The sequence below is a fragment of the Cyanobacteria bacterium QS_8_64_29 genome, assembly GCA_003022125.1.
In the GTDB taxonomy this organism is placed as follows: Bacteria; Cyanobacteriota; Cyanobacteriia; order Cyanobacteriales; family Rubidibacteraceae; genus QS-8-64-29.
Genome location: PXQH01000026.1, coordinates 1 through 14,709 on the forward strand (window position 1 = coordinate 1; position 14,709 = coordinate 14,709).

Consider the following 14,709-nt stretch of genomic DNA (forward strand, 5'->3'; position numbering starts at 1 on the left):
TGGTTGGGCCCGATGGCGGGGGTCTGCCCGTGGCGCTCCAGCTCGGGATAGTCTTCTCGCCAGTACTGGATGCCTTGGCAGAATGCGGGCGTCTCGCTGGTGACTGTCATGGTGCTTGGGATGGGAGAGGCGGCTCGATGGCATCCAATCCTACCAATCTTGCAGTTTGGCAATGGGGGCACTGGCGGTAATTGCGGTTGGTTACGCTAAAAGCAGCTCCACTCCAACCAAGTCAATTCCTGTTTCTGGTCCCGGTCGCAGCGTTGAAGGAGGTCCAATCGTGAGTTCCCTGCCGGATGGCCCCAGACAGCCCTATTTCGTCCAGCTCGCGCGCTGGATTCTGACGCCCTACAGCTTTCTGGAGGACTGCGCCCGGCGCTATGGCGATCCCTTCACCATGCGCTTAAAAAAGACGACGCCGTACGTCTTTTTTAGCCATCCGGAGGCCATCCAACAAATCTTTTCCGCCGATGCCGATCGCTTCGACGCCGGGCGAGCGAACGCCGTGCTTCGGCCGCTGGTGGGCGACAACTCGATCGCGCTGCTTGACGGCGAGCAGCACCAGCGCCAACGCCGGTTGCTCCTGCCGCCGTTTCACGGCCAGCGCGTCAAGCAGTACGCCCGCATCATCCACAATGTCGCGCACGATGTAGCTCGGCAGTGGCAACCAGGTCAGCGCTTGGTCGCGCGATCGGTCATGCAGGAGATTGCGCTGCGGGTCATTTTGCACGCCGCGTTCGGGCTGAGCGAGGGCGAGCGCTACAGCTCCATCAAGGCGGCGATCACGCAGATGCTAGCTATGACGGCATCGCCGCTGCACTCGAGCGCGCTGTTTTTTGGGTTTTTGCAGCAGGAACTTGGGGGGCTGAGCCCTTGGGGGCGCATGGTGCGCCAGCGGCAGCGCATCCGCGAGCTGCTCCAGGCCGAGATTGAGGAGCGGCGCGCGCAGCCCCAGCGGCAGGGCAACGACATTTTGAGCCTGCTGCTCTCGGCCCAAGACGAAGACGGCCGGCCCATGAGCGATCTCGAAATTCAGGACGAGATGCTGACCCTGCTGTTTGCCGGCCACGAAACCACCGCCAACTCGCTGGCTTGGGCGCTCTACTGGCCGCACTGGCAGCCGGCCGTCCTCGAGCGGCTGCGCGCGGAGCTCGATGCCCTCGGGCCCGAGCCCGATTTAATGGAGGTCGCCCAGCTGCCCTATCTGAGCGCTGTCTGCAATGAGGCGCTGCGCCTGTATCCGGCGGCTCCCATGGCCTTCGGGCGCTATCTCAACGCCCCCATGGAGATTATGGGCCGCCGCTACGAGGCCGACACCCTCATCGGTGCCAGCATCTATCTGACCCATCGGCGCGCGGATCTCTACCCGCAACCCGAGCAGTTCCGGCCCGAGCGTTTTCTCGAGCGCGAGTACTCGTCCTACGAGTTCATTCCCTTTGGCGGCGGCAACCGACGCTGCGTGGGAGCAGCTTTGGCTTCACTGGAGATGAAGCTCGTGCTGGCTGCGCTGGTGCAACATTACGAGTTCGAGCTGGCCGAGCAGCGCCCGGTTCAGCCGCAGCGGCGCGGCATTACGGTTGCCCCGGCCGGCGGCATCAAAATGACCGTGCGCGGGCGCCGGAAGCAGCCAGCCCCCCAGGCAGTCAACGCGTAATGCTCTCCGGAGGGCGAGCGCCATGTCCGTTCCGCAGGATGTCCGAACCCCGGCTTGGTTGCAATTCGGCCGCTGGATGTTCGACCCCACGGGCTATCTGGAGGCGATGGCCCAACGCCACGGCGATCTGTTCGGCGGCCGCGTTAGCGCCAGCTTTGACAAGCTGGTCTTCGTTCACCATCCCCAGGCCATCCAGTACCTGCTAAGCAACGACACGGGGCTGTTTCGGGGGATTTCAACGCCATCATGCGGCCGCTGCTGGGGGACAACTCGCTCATGTTACTGGACGGCGCCCACCACCGGCACCGGCGCAAGCTCCTCATGCCGCCCTTTCACGGCGAGCGCATGCGCGCCTACGGTGCTCTCATTCGCCAGATTGCGGCGGAAGTGGGGCAGTCGTGGCAAGCGGGCCAGGTCTTTCGCGCCCGCAGCCAAATGCAGCGGATCTCCATGCGGGTCATCTTGCAGGCCGTTTTTGGCCTGCACCGAGGCGATCGCTACCGCGCGCTGGAGCGCCTGCTGGGCGAGCGCTTGGATGCTATGAGCCGCGTGCACAAGCGCCGTTTCTGTTCATCCCGGCCCTACAAAAAAATCTGGGGCCGCTGACTCCCTGGCAATCCCTAGAAGCCCTGCAGCAGCAGATCGACGAGCTGCTCTACGCCGAAATTGCCGAACGCCGCGCCCAGGAACGCGCCGAGCGCAGCGACATCCTGTCGCTACTGCTGGCAGCGCGCGACGAGCAAGGGCAGGGCATGAGCGACCGCGAGCTGCGCGACGAGCTCATGACGCTGCTGGTGGCCGGCCACGAAACCACGGCAACGGCCCTGGCCTGGGCGCTCTATTGGGTGCACGCGCATCCCGAAGTGGGCGAGCGGCTGCGCCAGTAAATTGATGAGCTGGGCGCTGATGCCGACCCAGAGGCGATCGCGCAGTTGCCTTACCTCACCGCCGTCTGCCAAGAGACCCTGCGCATCTATCCGGTGGCCATGCTGACGTTCCCGCGCACGCCCACCGAACCAGTGGCGCTGCAGGGGTACACCATCGAACCGGGCACCATCGTCATGGGCTGCATTTATTTGCTCCACCAGCGCCCGGCGCTCTACCCCAGCCCCAAGCACTTCGATCCCGAGCGATTCCTGCACTGGCAGCCCTCGCCCTACGAGTTCATGCCCTTTGGCGGCGGCGTTCGGCGCTGCGTGGGTTCGGAGCTGGCCCTCTACGAGATGAAGTTGGTGCTGTTCTCGCTGCTGAGCCAGTATCGGTTGGCGCTGGCTGAAACACGCCCGGTCAAGCCGCGGCGCCGCGGCTTAACATTGGGACCGGCCGGTGGCGTCAAGCTAGTCATGGCCGGAACGCACGCGCCCGCCCGGCAAACGGCTGCTGCCACCCCATCGCGCTAGCAACCGCACCGAAGGCCTGTGACGCGAGCGAGCGGACCGCGCGGGCCTGCCCTGTGGCAGACCCTGCGCGCGATCACCCACCCCATCCGATTTTTGGAGGCAAGCGCCGCGCGCTATGGCGATCCGTTCGTGGCGCGCGTGCTGGGACACAACTCGCCGCCAGTGGTGTTTGCTGGCACCCCCGATGCCATCCGCGCCATCTTTGAGGCCCCGGCCGATTGCTTTGAGCTCGGCCGCCTGACACACGTCTTTACCCCGCTGACCGGCGATCACTCGCTGGTGCGGCTCGATGGCGAGCGCCACCGGCAGCGGCGGCAACTGCTCGCACCGCCATTGCACGGCGAGCGCCTGTACCGCCACGGTCCCTTTATTTGCCAAACTACCCAAGCCATTGCCGCACGGCTGCCGCGCCAGGGGGACTGGCGGCTGCGCCCCTGGATGGCGGCCATTACTCTGCCGGTCATCCTGCGCGTCGCGCTCGGCCGCACCCAGGGGGCGCGCTGCGAGCGCATGCAGTCGCTGCTAGAGCGCGTGCTGGCGGTGACCGCGCACCCGCTCTACTCCACGCTATTTTTCTTTCCACCGCTGCAGCGGGACTGGGGCCGCTGGAGTCCGTGGGGGCATTTTGTGCGCCTGCGGCAGCAGCTCGACGCGTTGCTCTACGCCGAAATTGCCGAGCGCCGCGCTAGCGGCGGCGATGGTGGCGACGATGCCCTCAGCATGCTGCTGGCTGCCCAGGACACCAATGGCAACCCCCTCACCGACACCGAGCTGCGCGACCAGCTCATGACGCTGTTGTTGCTGGGTCATGAGACGACTGCCTCCTCGCTCGCTTGGGCCCTGCGCTGGATCCACGCGCTGCCGGCCATCGAGCGCTGCCTGCGCCAGGAACTGGCCCAGCTGGGCCCCCAGCCCGATCCCAGCGCGATCGCGGCCCTGCCGTACCTGGATGCCGTCTGCCGCGAGACCTTACGCATCCATCCGGTTGCCCTAATCGCGCAGCCGCGGGTCCTGGCGCAGCCATTTCCGCTGCAAGGCGTTACCTATCCGCCCGGCGCCGTCCTGGTGCCCTGCATCCAGTTAGCGCACCGCCGGGCGGCGGCGTTCCCCCAGCCCGAGCGCTTTAGGCCCGAGCGATTCTGGGGCGAAGGACCTGCCCCCTACACCTACTTGCCCTTTGGGGGCGGCGCGCGCGCCTGCCTGGGCGCCGCCCTGTCTTTGTATGAAATGAAGCTGGCGATCACGACGCTGCTGTCGCACGTGCAGCTCGAGCTGCGCGAGCCTGCTGCGGCACATCCCGTGCGGCGCGGCATCACCATGGTGCCGGCGGGTAGCGTGCGGATGGCCGTTCGGGCCTGAAGGGCATTCGCCGGTGGGTTGACGGGGCGGCCGAGGGCCGGAAACGATGGCAACCAAGGCCAGTTTGCGATTCGAGGAGGGACCTGGCATGAGCGGCAAGCAAATCCTGATGCTGGTGGGCGACTACGTCGAAGACTACGAAGTCATGGTGCCCTTCCAGGCGCTGCAGATGGTGGGGCACAGCGTCCATGCTGTCTGCCCGGACAAGCAGGCCGGCGACAGCGTGCGCACCGCCGTCCACGATTTTGAAGGCGATCAAACCTACAGCGAGAAGCCCGGTCACAACTTTGCCCTCAACGCCAGTTTTGAGGCCGTCAACGCCTCCGATTACGACGCGCTGGTGGTCCCGGGCGGGCGTGCCCCCGAGTACCTGCGGCTCAACTCGCGCGTCCTGGAAATCGTTCAGCACTTCGCGCAGCAAAACAAGCCCATTGCAACGCTCTGCCACGGCCTGCAGGTTCTGGCGGCAGCCGGCGCCCTGGAGGGCAAAACCTGCACCGCTTACCCAGCCTGCGGCCCGGAAGTCAAAGCGGCAGGCGGCCACTACGCCGACAAGCCAGTGGATGAAGCCGTGGTTGACGGCAACCTGGTGACGGCACCCGCCTGGCCCGGCCACCCCAATTGGCTGGCCGAGTTCCTGCAGCTGCTGGGAACCCGCATCGAGCAGCAGGCCAAGGTTGCTGCCTAGTACTACAGTCGCGGATCGGGAGCCAGCCATCCACCTTGGCTATGCACGACTGCTGGAGTTGAAGCATCTCAATGTGCCAGCAGATGCAACATCGCTACTACAACCGTGCTGTCAGCGGTGGCAGGGGGCAGGCGGGGCAAGCCCTGCCGGCGCTCCGCCCAGCTCAAACCAAATACCACAACATCCCAATGCCGCGTTTGCAGCCAGCGCGCTGCAGCTTCACCCAGTGATCGCGCCCGGATAGCAGTCGTATGGGGTGGCACCGGCAAGCGCGGGCGAATGGCAGCAACGGCGCGCTCGAAGCGCTCGCGCGAGGCATTGCCGCCCTGGGGCGAGCGTACCTGACAGACCTGCAGGTGCTCGGGCGGACGCCATGCCGCCAGCGCTGGGAGCCTCTCTAGGGCGGCCCATCCAGCCACCTGCCCTGGCACCAGCACCAATTCACGCCTTGCGCGGGCGGTCTCCCCGTGGGCGGGCTTGATGGCAACGACCTCACAGCGCACCTGCCGGATTGCAGCTTGCGGAATGCTGCCAGCGATCGGCGGCGCTTGCTGGCCCCGCCAGCCCAAGACCAGGCCCTTGACCTCAGGATCGGCCAGCGCTTCCAGAATGGCTGGGACTACGCGGTAGGCAATCCGCACCTGCGCGTGCGCGGCGACGCCCGCTTGCCATGCCTCGTGCGCGGCCTGGCGCAGCAACTGGCGGCTTTGTGGCAAGCGGGGGCAGCTTTGCTGCAACTGCCGGTAGGGCGGCACGGTGACCGCGTGCAGGCAATCCAGATCGGCAGCGCTGTCTTGGGCCAACGTCGCGGCGGCGCTAACCAGAGGCGCCAGGGTCGTCGCATCGGCCACTGGCAGCAGTAGGCTGCGGCGGTGGTGGCTGGGCGCGCGCGTGCGATAAATGCAATACGACTGCGCTGCCGGGAACGGTGGGTAGCTCTCTTGGCCCCTCAGGCGCCGGGCTTCGGCGCGGATGACATCGGCGCGTCCGATGGTCCCGACAAAGCGGCGATCTCGCACGACCGGCAGCAGCGGTAGCGCATAGCGATCCATTAGGTAGATGGCATCGTTGAGCGGCGTATCCGGCGCTGCTGCAACCGGCCGGTGGGACAAGACATCCCGCAACTGCCGCTGCTGCGCCTCCGGGCCCAACCGCGCCGCATCGGTTGGGGTCAGGGTTGCCAGCAGGTTGCCGTCCCATACCACCGGCAGCGCTGGCTCGGGCGCTTGGGCCAAGACCTCGCGGGCGCGCTCGAGGGTAAGGTCTCCCGATAGGGTCAGTCCGTTGGGGCGAACTAGGCTCGCGATGCGAACGGCGGCGCGCGGGTCGCGATCGCCGCTCATTTCATCATCGAGCTGGATGCCGTTGGCCGCTAGCAAGTGCTGGTAGAGCGAGCCGCGGAACAGGCGCTCGGCCACGGTGTAGGCCACCACCGAGCCCACCATCAGCGGCAGTACCAGATCGAAATCCGAGGTAATCTCAAACACGATGATGATGGCGGTAGCGGGCACGCGCACCACGGCGGTAAAAAACGCCCCCATGCCCACCAGCGCGTAGGTGTGGGCGGCCCCCACATCCAGCAGTGCGACTTGGGCCGAGCCCACCAGGTAGCCCAGCACGGACCCCAAGACCAGAGCGGGGGTAAACAAGCCCCCTGGGGCCCCTGAACCGTAGGCTAAAAGCGTCAGCAAAAACTGCGCCGCAAAGGCCAGCGCCGTGGTTGCCAGGCCCGCTTCGCCCACTACCCAGAACGCATCCAGCCCAGCGTTGAAGCGAAAAAAGGTGGGCAAAAACGCCGCGATTGCGCCCGAGATGGCACCCGCCAAGGCCGTGCGCGCGGGTAACGGCAGCCCCGAGTTGCGGTTGAAGCGCAAGCCCCACAGGATGCCGCGGTTGAACGCGCCGCCCAGCAGGCCGGCCAGCCCGCCCAACAGCAGATAGAACGGGAGCTCGGCGGCACTCAGACTGGCCGCGCTCTCTGGGGCCGCCAGCTCGACGGGGAAGCTCGGGCCCACTCCGCCCAGCAGCTGCGCCACGAATGCGCCCGTAAATGAGGCCAAAATGGCAATCTCAAGCGTGAAGCGCGAGACATCGCGCATCAGCTCCTCAATGGCAAAGACAATGCCCGCAATGGGGGTGTTAAAGCCAGCCGCAATGCCCGAGGCCGCCCCAGCCGCCACAATCTGGCGGCGGTGCTCGGGGGGCGTTTGCCCCCAATCGGCCAGCTGGGCGGCCAGGGCAGCGCCAATGTGCACAGTGGGCCCGCGCCGCCCCAGCGTCAGCCCGCCCCCCAGGGTGGCGATCGTGCCCAGCATTTTGACCAAAGCCACCCGCAACGAGAGCGGGATCGCGTAGTGCGCCAGGACCGCTTTGACCTGCGGGATGCCGCCGCCGCCGGCTGCCGGCGAGAGCCAGCGGATGCAGGTCCCGGCCAGTCCGCCCAACACCAAGCCCGCCAGCGGCAGCGCGATCGCCTCGCCCCAACGCTCGGCAAGTTGCAGGCGAACCCCGCCAATCCAATCGATGCCCTGCTTGAGCGCCAAGGCGGCAAACGCCGAGACGGCGCCGATGGCGCAGGCTTTGAGCAGGGTCCAGTACTCGGCGTCCGAGCGCAGGCCCCGAAGCGCTTGCAACCAGCGGTGAAGCGGCGTGCGAGCGGCCATGCCCAAAGCGCCCTTTCTGTGCCCCAATCGCGCCTGGCCAGCGCAACAGCCCAATTTTAGGTTGTTAGGGGGCCTACCTCAGCCGGGCCGACGGCCAGCTAGCACTACGCTTGCAGCAACCAAAAACCGGCGAAGGACTCGGATTCGGGCGATTGCTGGATGGCGAAAAAGTGAACCCGCTGCGCGCGCTTCTTGGCCTGCTCGAAGCCCTCAGCTTCGGCCCGCGTCGTTTCGTCTTTAATATCGGCCAGGATCCAGTTGTCGCCAAAGCCGGTCTGCAGCACCAGCCGCGGTAGCGATCCGCCCAAAAACTGCAGCGCCGCAATTTCTAGCCCCGACATCCAGCCTGCCAGCGGCATGGCACGCGGCGAGAAGATCAGCACCCCCGGGACGCGCGCCTGGTCCGAGAGGCCCACCATGGCCGGCGAAAACCCTTCCCCAAAGGCAATGTCCCAGTCGTTCATTTGGTGGAGCTGGGCAACCTCGAGGGTGACGAACGCCCACTTGTCGTCTTTGTCGCCGCGGACGGCATCCGGCAGCGGCGCCGGGTCCTGGACCGGATACTGCACGGCCGGCGACTGCGCGGCCTTGGGGTCGTAGCCTTCCTGCTGCGGGTACACCGTTGCCTGGCGCTGCTGCAGCCACTGCTGCAGCGCGTAGGTGCGCAAGCTGGGCGTGGCCTTGATGCCCAGATCGGTACAGGCTTTTTCGATCATGTTGTTCATCTGGCGCCGAAAGAAGCGGATCTGCTTGGGGGACTCGGGCGCCTGGGCGATCGCGGCCTGGATGGCCTCTTGCAAAAACAGCGAGTTGACCTGGGTGTTTTGGCAAAACTGGGTGTATTTGAACAGCGAGTCAAACGAACGCTGCACGTCCTGGGGGCTCTCGCAGATCAGCACCTCCCAGAGCTTTTTTTGGTTCTCATCGAGAACGGGGCGCGAGTAAAAATCGAGTTCCCAGATTGGGCCTGCCATTCGGTGCCTTGGGCGGCAGCGCGCCTGTTGGGGTGGCGGTTGGCAACCACTGATAGTAACGTGAAGCCATCGCGCGTGCAGAATCAGGAGGGACATGCCAGCAATGGGGTGGCTGCGGTACGCCCTGTTGGGCCTGGCCGGCGTGGCGCTAGCCGCAAGCTGCAACACCACGATTCCTGAAGGGCCGCCCGCCGCGAACGCGCCTGCCGATCACGGCGAGTGCATGCTCGTTGAGTCAGGCTTTGGCTCCCCTGGCGAGGTTGCCGTGGCGGCCGAGACCGTGGTGTCAGGGCTGGAGGTGCCCTGGGGGATGCCCGCAATTCCGATGCAACGCAAGATCCCGACAGCCTAGCTGGCAAGCTGCTGCGCGTGACGCCGGCTGGCGAGATCCCGGCTGCGGATCCGCTCCCCGAGACGCCCGCGTTTCTGACCGGCATTCGCAACACCCAGGGCTTTGACTGGCCCGATAGCGACACGCTTTGGCTGACTGATCGCGGGCCCAGCGGCGAGTTGGGGCGGACGGGTCACGATGAAATTAATGTCGCCCAGGGAGGCGACAACTTGGGTTGGCCCGAGATTTACGGTTGCCGCTCGCAGGCTGGCCTAGTGGCCCCAGTACTGAGCTGGCAGCAAGCCGTTCCCCCCGGCGGCGCCGCCGTTTATACTGGCGATGCCATCCCGGCCTGGCAGGGGGATTTGCTAGTAGGCACGCTGGGCTCCAAGCACCTGCACCGCGTGAGCTTCGATGCCGACGGCAACCTAGCCGCCCACGAGCGCTACTTTAGCGGCGATCCGCCCCAGGGCTTGGGCCGCCTGCGCGATGTGGCCATGGGCCCCGATGGGCAGCTCTACGTCACCACCAGCAACTGCGACGGCCGCGGCCGCTGCCCGCCAAGCGGCAATCGCATCTTGCGCATCGTCCCGGCCGGGGACCAATCCTAATGCCCGAACAGCCGCTGGATGCGCTGCTGGATGGCCTGGGCCTTTTGCCGGGGATCGGGGGCTTGGCGAATGGGCCTGCCGACGACGATGTAGTCGGCGCCTCGCCAAAAGGCCGCCTCAACATCGACCGTGCGCTTTTGATCGTTGGCCGCATCCTCAATGGGGCGAATGCCAGGGACCACAACCGTTAGGCCTTGCCCGAGCTCCGCCCGCAAGCGCGGCACCTCCCAGCCCGAGGAGATAACGCCATCGCAGCCCAGCTGCAGCGCGCGCCGGGCGCGCGAGCAGACCAGATCCGCGAGCGACACGTTGGGCAGGCCCAAATCGGCAATATCGGCGCGATCGAAGCTGGTGAGGGCGGTCACGGCCAGGATGCCGGTCTCGCCTTTTTGCTCGCAGGCCGCGCGCAGGATGGCGTCGTTGCCGTGAACGGTGACAAACGCGATGCCGCGCCCGCGCAAGTTCCGCACGGCAGCGCCCACCGTTTGCGGCACGTCAAACAACTTCAGGTCGAGGAAAGTTTGTTTGCCGCGCGCGTGCAGCCGCTCGATGAGCTCAAAGCAGCCGCCGCTGGCCAGCAACTCCAGGCCCAGCTTGTAAAAGCCGACGGCATTGCCTAGCGTCTCAACGAGCCGCTCGGCTTCCGCTGGGCTCGGGGTGTCTAGGGCAACGATGAGCCGCTGTTGCGGATCGATGCGTTTCTCGGAGAGCCAGCGCCGGTCCTCGCTGCCGGCAGCACCTGAGTTGCCCCCATTCGGCATTAGCGCAGAGTGGAACCGTTCCAGCCCCACAGGGTGCCCTCGGTGGGGCTAAAGGTGATGTAGGTGCGGTTAGCGGGGACGCCCAGCGACTGCTCGATCTGCTGGCAGACGGCGTGGCTCATGGCCCGCGCCTGCTCGGGCGGGATCTCGCCCACGCTTTTGATCTCGACGTAGCAGGCCGGATCCGCAGTCCCGGCAAAGGTCATGGGAACGTTGGGCTCAAAGGCCGTCATGACCGTCGATTCGGGCTTGCCGGTTTGCTCGGCCAATCGGGCCGACAGCGTCCCCAAAAGCGCGTTGGCATCGCCGGACTGCGGCTCGGCCACCGAAGCCTGAACTTTGATCAGCGGCATGGCATTCTCGCTAGCGCTCGGACTCAGCCACCGTACTGCCAGCCCGTGCTCTCGAGCAAGAGCTGATTGCCCTCGCGATGAACGCCAGCGCCGACCACCTCGCCCACAAACACGGTGTGGTCGCCTTGTTCCACGGCATCGATTACCTGGCACTCCACGTACCCCAGCGAGTCCCGGATGATGGGGCACCCAGTCGCCTCGCCCAGATAAAACTCCACATCGGCAAGCTTGTTGCCCACCCGACGCTGGGGTTTAAAAAACGTAGCCACCAGATCCTGCTGGTGCTCTTCCATAAAGCTGATGGCAAACGTATGGCTGCTTTTGACCATCTCGTGGGAGCCGGAGTTGCGGTTGACGCAGTTGACCAGCAGCGGCGGCTTGAACGAGGCCTGCATGACCCAACTGGCGGCAAAGCAGTTGATCTCCTGCTCGTCTTGGACGCCGCAGACGTAGAGCCCGTGCGGGATCTTGCGCAGCATAGTCTTTTTGGCTTTTTCATCCAACACGGCTCGCTTCCTCCTTAGAGCGCCTAACAGAACTTCTGTAGGTGGTTGAACAGGATGAGCGCGCAGCCCAGCTCGAGGAAGGCTTGGTGAATGTCAGCACGCCGCTCATCCCACCAGTTTTGTTAGGCACTCTTAGCTGCGACGCGCTAGCCAATCCAGCAACAGGGCGCGGTGGGGGGTGGCAATGGGCATCCAGTTGCCTAGCTGGGGGGCGTAGTGCCGCCCCCGGCGAATGGCCGCAGCCGGCACCAGGGCCATGGCTTCGCCTTCCCGCTGCTGCAGTTGCGCCGGGGCGAGCGCTAGAGGCGCGGCGAACAGGTGGCGCCGGATCCCGTTGCTGGTATGGCAGCCGATCGCGGTCAGCCCAGCCGGACAGTGGCCGATCTCTTCTTGCAACTCCCGCCGCACGGCAGCAGCCGGCGTCTCGCCCGGCTCGAGGTGACCGCCAAAACAGGCCCAATGCCCAGGGTAGACAATGTCGGAGCGGCGATCGCGCAGCTGCAGCAGAAAGCGGCGCTGGCGATGCAGCACCGCGACGGCCACCTCGGTGAACCGCTCAGCCATCGGCCGTCGGTGCCGAGCGCGCCGGCCGGAACAGGTGGGCGTAGTCGGGGTGGTAGAGCCGCGAGCGCGCCTGGGCCAGATTGTAAGCCGCGCGATCGCGAGCTGCCTCCACGGCTGGCCCGATGAGATAGAGCGTGGTCCGGGTGAGGTTCTGCTGCTGGGATTGGGCGGCCATCTGGGCCAGCGGGACCAGCCAGATGGCCTCGTCGGGCCAGCCCAGGCGGTAGCAGATCGCCACGGGCGTCTGCTCGGGGTAGTGCTGCTGCAGCTGAGCTTGGGCAGCTGCCACGTGGCGCGCTGCCAGGTACAGGCCCAGGCTGGCACCGTGGGCCGCCAGCGACGCCAGGGCTTCGGCCTCCGGAACGGCCGAGGCCCGCCCGCTGATGCGGGTCAGGATGATGGTCTGGGTAAGCTCGGGGACCGTCAGCTCAATGCCCAGCTTGGCCGTGGCATCCTGATAGGCCCCAATGCCAGGCACGAGCTCGAAGGGGACCTCGGCCTCGGTCAGGGCGCGGATTTGCTCGTGGATGGCGCTGTAGAGGCTCAGATCGCCCGAGTGCAGCCGCACCACGGCATGCCCGCTGCGCACGCGATCAATGGCAATGGGCAGGATCTGCTCGAGAGTTTTGTTGCCGGTGGGCACCCGCTCGGCATCGGCACGCACCGCTTGCAAGATGGCCGACGGCACCAGCGAGTGCGCAAAGATGACAGTATCGGCCCGCGCCAGGATCTTGTGGGCCTTGACGGTCAGCAGCTCCGGGTCGCCGGGGCCGGCACCGATCAAATAGACGCCGGCTGGTAGCGGATCAGGTGTCGGCATAGTCCTTCGGGCGCGAGCGCGGCGCCCGCCGATCCACACGCACGACGTCCGGTAGCGGGCGATCGCACCAATACAGCCAGATCAAGCCAATGGCCCCCAAGCCAATGCCCAACGCGCTCGCCACCTGGGCCGCTTGCACGCCTGCCAGCATCAAGCTGTCGGTGCGCAGGTCCTCAATCCAGATGCGGCCCGCGCTGTAGGCCATGGCGTACGCCAGCGCGATCACGCCCAGCTTGAGGCGGCCGGGATGGCGCAGCCCCCAGACAAATAGTGCCATCAGCAGCACGAAAACGCCCAGATCCCACAGCGATTCGTATAAAAAGGTGGGGTGGAAGTAGGCCTCATCCAGGTACTGCGGCGGGCGCTTGGCCGGCGGGATGTAGAGCTTCCAGGGCAGGTCCGTGGGCCGGCCGAAGGCCTCCGAGTTGAAAAAGTTGCCCCAGCGCCCGATGGCCTGACCCAGCACCAGCGGCGGCGCTACCAAATCGGCCAGCCGCCACCAGGAGACGCGCCGCAGGCGCGCGAAAATTGCGGCTGCTAGCGCGCCGCCCAAAATGGCGCCGTGAATGGCAATCCCGCCGTTCCAGATCGCCACGATCTCGCCCGGTTTGCCGGCGTAGCGCTCCCACTCGAACAGCACGTAGTACAGGCGGGCCCCCGGAATGGCGCCGATGACCAGCCAAACCGCCAGATCGCCCACCAGCTCGAGGCTGACGTTGCGCCGCTTGGCCAGAGCTTGCGCCAGCGTCACCCCCACCAGGACGGCGAGCGCAATGAGCGCGCCGTACCAGCGCACGCTAACCGGCCCCAGCTCGAACAGGATGGGGCCCGGCGATTGGAATTGGAACGCAAACAGTGCCATGGTAAAATCCTAACTGGGCAGCTGTGCGCCAGCCCAACTCTATCAAGCCACCGCTGCACTCGCGGCGCGCGCCACAATGGGAGAGCAGTCACCCGGCAAGCGGCAACCGCTATGGCACCTGCAACCGCGCGCGAGGATGTCCTGCTGGGCAAATCGCTGGAGGAGCTGCAAGCCTGGGCGCGCCAGCACGGGCAGCCGGCCTTTCGGGGCAAGCAGATCCACCAGTGGCTCTACCGCAAAGGGGCGCGATCACTGCGCGAGGTCTCGGTCCTGCCCAAGGCCTGGCGCGAGTCGCTGGCCGATTGGCCGCTGGGGCGCTCGGCGCTGCACCACCGCAGCATTGCCCCTGACGGCACGCGCAAGTACCTGCTGCGGCTGGCAGATGGGGCCGTCGTCGAGACCGTCGGCATTCCCACAGCCAAGCGGCTGACGGTGTGCGTCTCCTCGCAGGTGGGCTGCCCCATGGCCTGCGACTTTTGCGCCACGGGCAAAGGCGGCTTTAGCCGCAACTTAGCCTGCCACGAGATTGTGGACCAGGTGCTGACTGTGGGCGAGGACTTCGGGCAGCGCCCCAGCAACGTGGTGTTTATGGGCATGGGCGAGCCGCTGCTCAACGAAGCGGCCGTGGTGGCTGCCATCCGCTCGCTCAATCGCGATGTGGGCATCAGCCAGCGATCGCTAACCCTCTCGACGGTGGGGTTACCGGGGCGCATCCGCCAGCTGGCCCAGCAGCAGCTCCAAATCACCTTTGCCGTCAGCCTGCACGCCTCCAACCAGGCCGTGCGCGAGCGGCTCATTCCCAGCGCCCGCCACCACCCGCTGGCGGCGCTGTTGGCCGAGTGCCGCGACTACGTTGCCCTGACCGGGCGCCGGGTGAGCTTCGAATACATCCTGCTGGCAGGCACCAACGATGCCCCCGAGCAGGCGCAAGAGCTCGCCGAGCATCTGCGCGGCTTCCAGAGCCACACCAACCTCATCCCCTACAATCCCATCGACGAGGCTGACTATCAGCGGCCCGATCGGCAGCGCATCCAGGCGTTCCGTTCGGTGCTGGAGCAGCACGGCATTGCCACCAGCGTGCGCCACTCGCGCGGCCTAGAAGCCGATGCCGCCTGCGGGCAGTTGCGCCAAGAGCGCGCCCGGGCCTAGCCACCCACCCTGAA

Annotated in this window: 14 protein-coding genes and 1 pseudogene; 7 read left to right on the forward strand and 8 right to left on the reverse strand. The window is 66.3% G+C overall.

Features of this window, described 5'->3' with window-relative positions; all coding sequences use genetic code 11:
* Window positions 1-172 precede the first annotated feature (172 nt).
* From BRC58_04870 to BRC58_04885, 4 genes and pseudogenes are all read left to right on the forward strand, one after another.
* Window positions 173-1,654 (forward strand): cytochrome P450, encoded by a 1,482-nt coding sequence (locus BRC58_04870; protein PSP17881.1) that lies wholly within the window; start codon window positions 173-175, stop codon window positions 1,652-1,654.
* A gap of 22 nt (window positions 1,655-1,676) precedes the next feature.
* A pseudogene (locus tag BRC58_04875) lies at window positions 1,677-3,054 on the forward strand (cytochrome P450).
* Window positions 3,055-3,072: 18 nt separating this feature from the next.
* On the forward strand, window positions 3,073-4,413 hold the full coding sequence (locus tag BRC58_04880; GenBank protein ID PSP17882.1) for a cytochrome P450: 1,341 nt from the start codon (window positions 3,073-3,075) through the stop codon (window positions 4,411-4,413).
* A gap of 88 nt (window positions 4,414-4,501) precedes the next feature.
* Complete coding sequence (locus tag BRC58_04885; protein PSP17883.1) at window positions 4,502-5,101, forward strand: protease; 600 nt, start codon at window positions 4,502-4,504, stop codon at window positions 5,099-5,101.
* 68 nt (window positions 5,102-5,169) lie between these two features.
* On the opposite strand, the gene BRC58_04890 is transcribed toward BRC58_04885, so the two are convergent.
* Both BRC58_04890 and BRC58_04895 read right to left on the reverse strand, forming a co-directional pair.
* On the reverse strand, window positions 5,170-7,770 hold the full coding sequence (locus BRC58_04890) for a chloride channel protein (protein PSP17884.1): 2,601 nt from the start codon (window positions 7,768-7,770) through the stop codon (window positions 5,170-5,172).
* A 98-nt stretch (window positions 7,771-7,868) separates the two neighbouring features.
* The gene (locus BRC58_04895; GenBank protein PSP17885.1) at window positions 7,869-8,738 is read right to left on the reverse strand and encodes a hypothetical protein; all 870 of its coding nucleotides are present in this window, start codon (window positions 8,736-8,738) and stop codon (window positions 7,869-7,871) included.
* Window positions 8,739-8,841: 103 nt separating this feature from the next.
* On the opposite strand from BRC58_04895, the gene BRC58_04900 reads away from it, so the two are divergent.
* Both BRC58_04900 and BRC58_04905 read left to right on the forward strand, forming a co-directional pair.
* On the forward strand, window positions 8,842-9,090 hold the full coding sequence (locus BRC58_04900) for a hypothetical protein (GenBank protein PSP17886.1): 249 nt from the start codon (window positions 8,842-8,844) through the stop codon (window positions 9,088-9,090).
* Window positions 9,042-9,680, forward strand: a complete 639-nt coding sequence (locus BRC58_04905; GenBank protein ID PSP17887.1) for a hypothetical protein — start codon at window positions 9,042-9,044, stop codon at window positions 9,678-9,680. The genes BRC58_04900 and BRC58_04905 overlap by 49 nt, the downstream gene beginning before the upstream one ends.
* On the opposite strand, the gene BRC58_04910 is transcribed toward BRC58_04905, so the two are convergent.
* From BRC58_04910 to BRC58_04935, 6 genes are all read right to left on the reverse strand, one after another.
* Window positions 9,677-10,441, reverse strand: coding sequence for an orotidine-5'-phosphate decarboxylase (locus BRC58_04910; GenBank protein ID PSP17888.1), 765 nt, complete (start codon window positions 10,439-10,441; stop codon window positions 9,677-9,679). The two genes, BRC58_04905 and BRC58_04910, sit on opposite strands and share 4 nt — an antisense overlap.
* Window positions 10,441-10,794: a hypothetical protein gene (locus BRC58_04915; protein PSP17889.1), complete on the reverse strand. Its 354-nt coding sequence runs from the start codon at window positions 10,792-10,794 to the stop codon at window positions 10,441-10,443. The genes BRC58_04910 and BRC58_04915 overlap by 1 nt, the downstream gene beginning before the upstream one ends.
* A gap of 23 nt (window positions 10,795-10,817) precedes the next feature.
* Entirely contained in the window at window positions 10,818-11,300 is a 483-nt protein-coding gene (locus BRC58_04920) for a diguanylate cyclase (protein PSP17890.1), read from the reverse strand.
* 132 nt (window positions 11,301-11,432) lie between these two features.
* On the reverse strand, window positions 11,433-11,864 hold the full coding sequence (locus tag BRC58_04925; GenBank protein PSP17891.1) for an NUDIX hydrolase: 432 nt from the start codon (window positions 11,862-11,864) through the stop codon (window positions 11,433-11,435).
* Window positions 11,857-12,684 (reverse strand): precorrin-4 C(11)-methyltransferase, encoded by an 828-nt coding sequence (gene cobM, locus BRC58_04930; GenBank protein ID PSP17892.1) that lies wholly within the window; start codon window positions 12,682-12,684, stop codon window positions 11,857-11,859. The genes BRC58_04925 and cobM overlap by 8 nt, the downstream gene beginning before the upstream one ends.
* On the reverse strand, window positions 12,671-13,546 hold the full coding sequence (locus BRC58_04935) for a prolipoprotein diacylglyceryl transferase (protein ID PSP17893.1): 876 nt from the start codon (window positions 13,544-13,546) through the stop codon (window positions 12,671-12,673). Before BRC58_04935 ends, cobM begins: the two co-directional genes overlap by 14 nt.
* Before the next feature lie 111 nt (window positions 13,547-13,657).
* Between BRC58_04935 and BRC58_04940 the strand changes: the two genes are divergently transcribed.
* The gene (locus tag BRC58_04940; GenBank protein ID PSP17894.1) at window positions 13,658-14,695 is read left to right on the forward strand and encodes a 23S rRNA (adenine(2503)-C(2))-methyltransferase RlmN; all 1,038 of its coding nucleotides are present in this window, start codon (window positions 13,658-13,660) and stop codon (window positions 14,693-14,695) included.
* The last annotated feature ends 14 nt before the right edge of the window (window positions 14,696-14,709 follow it).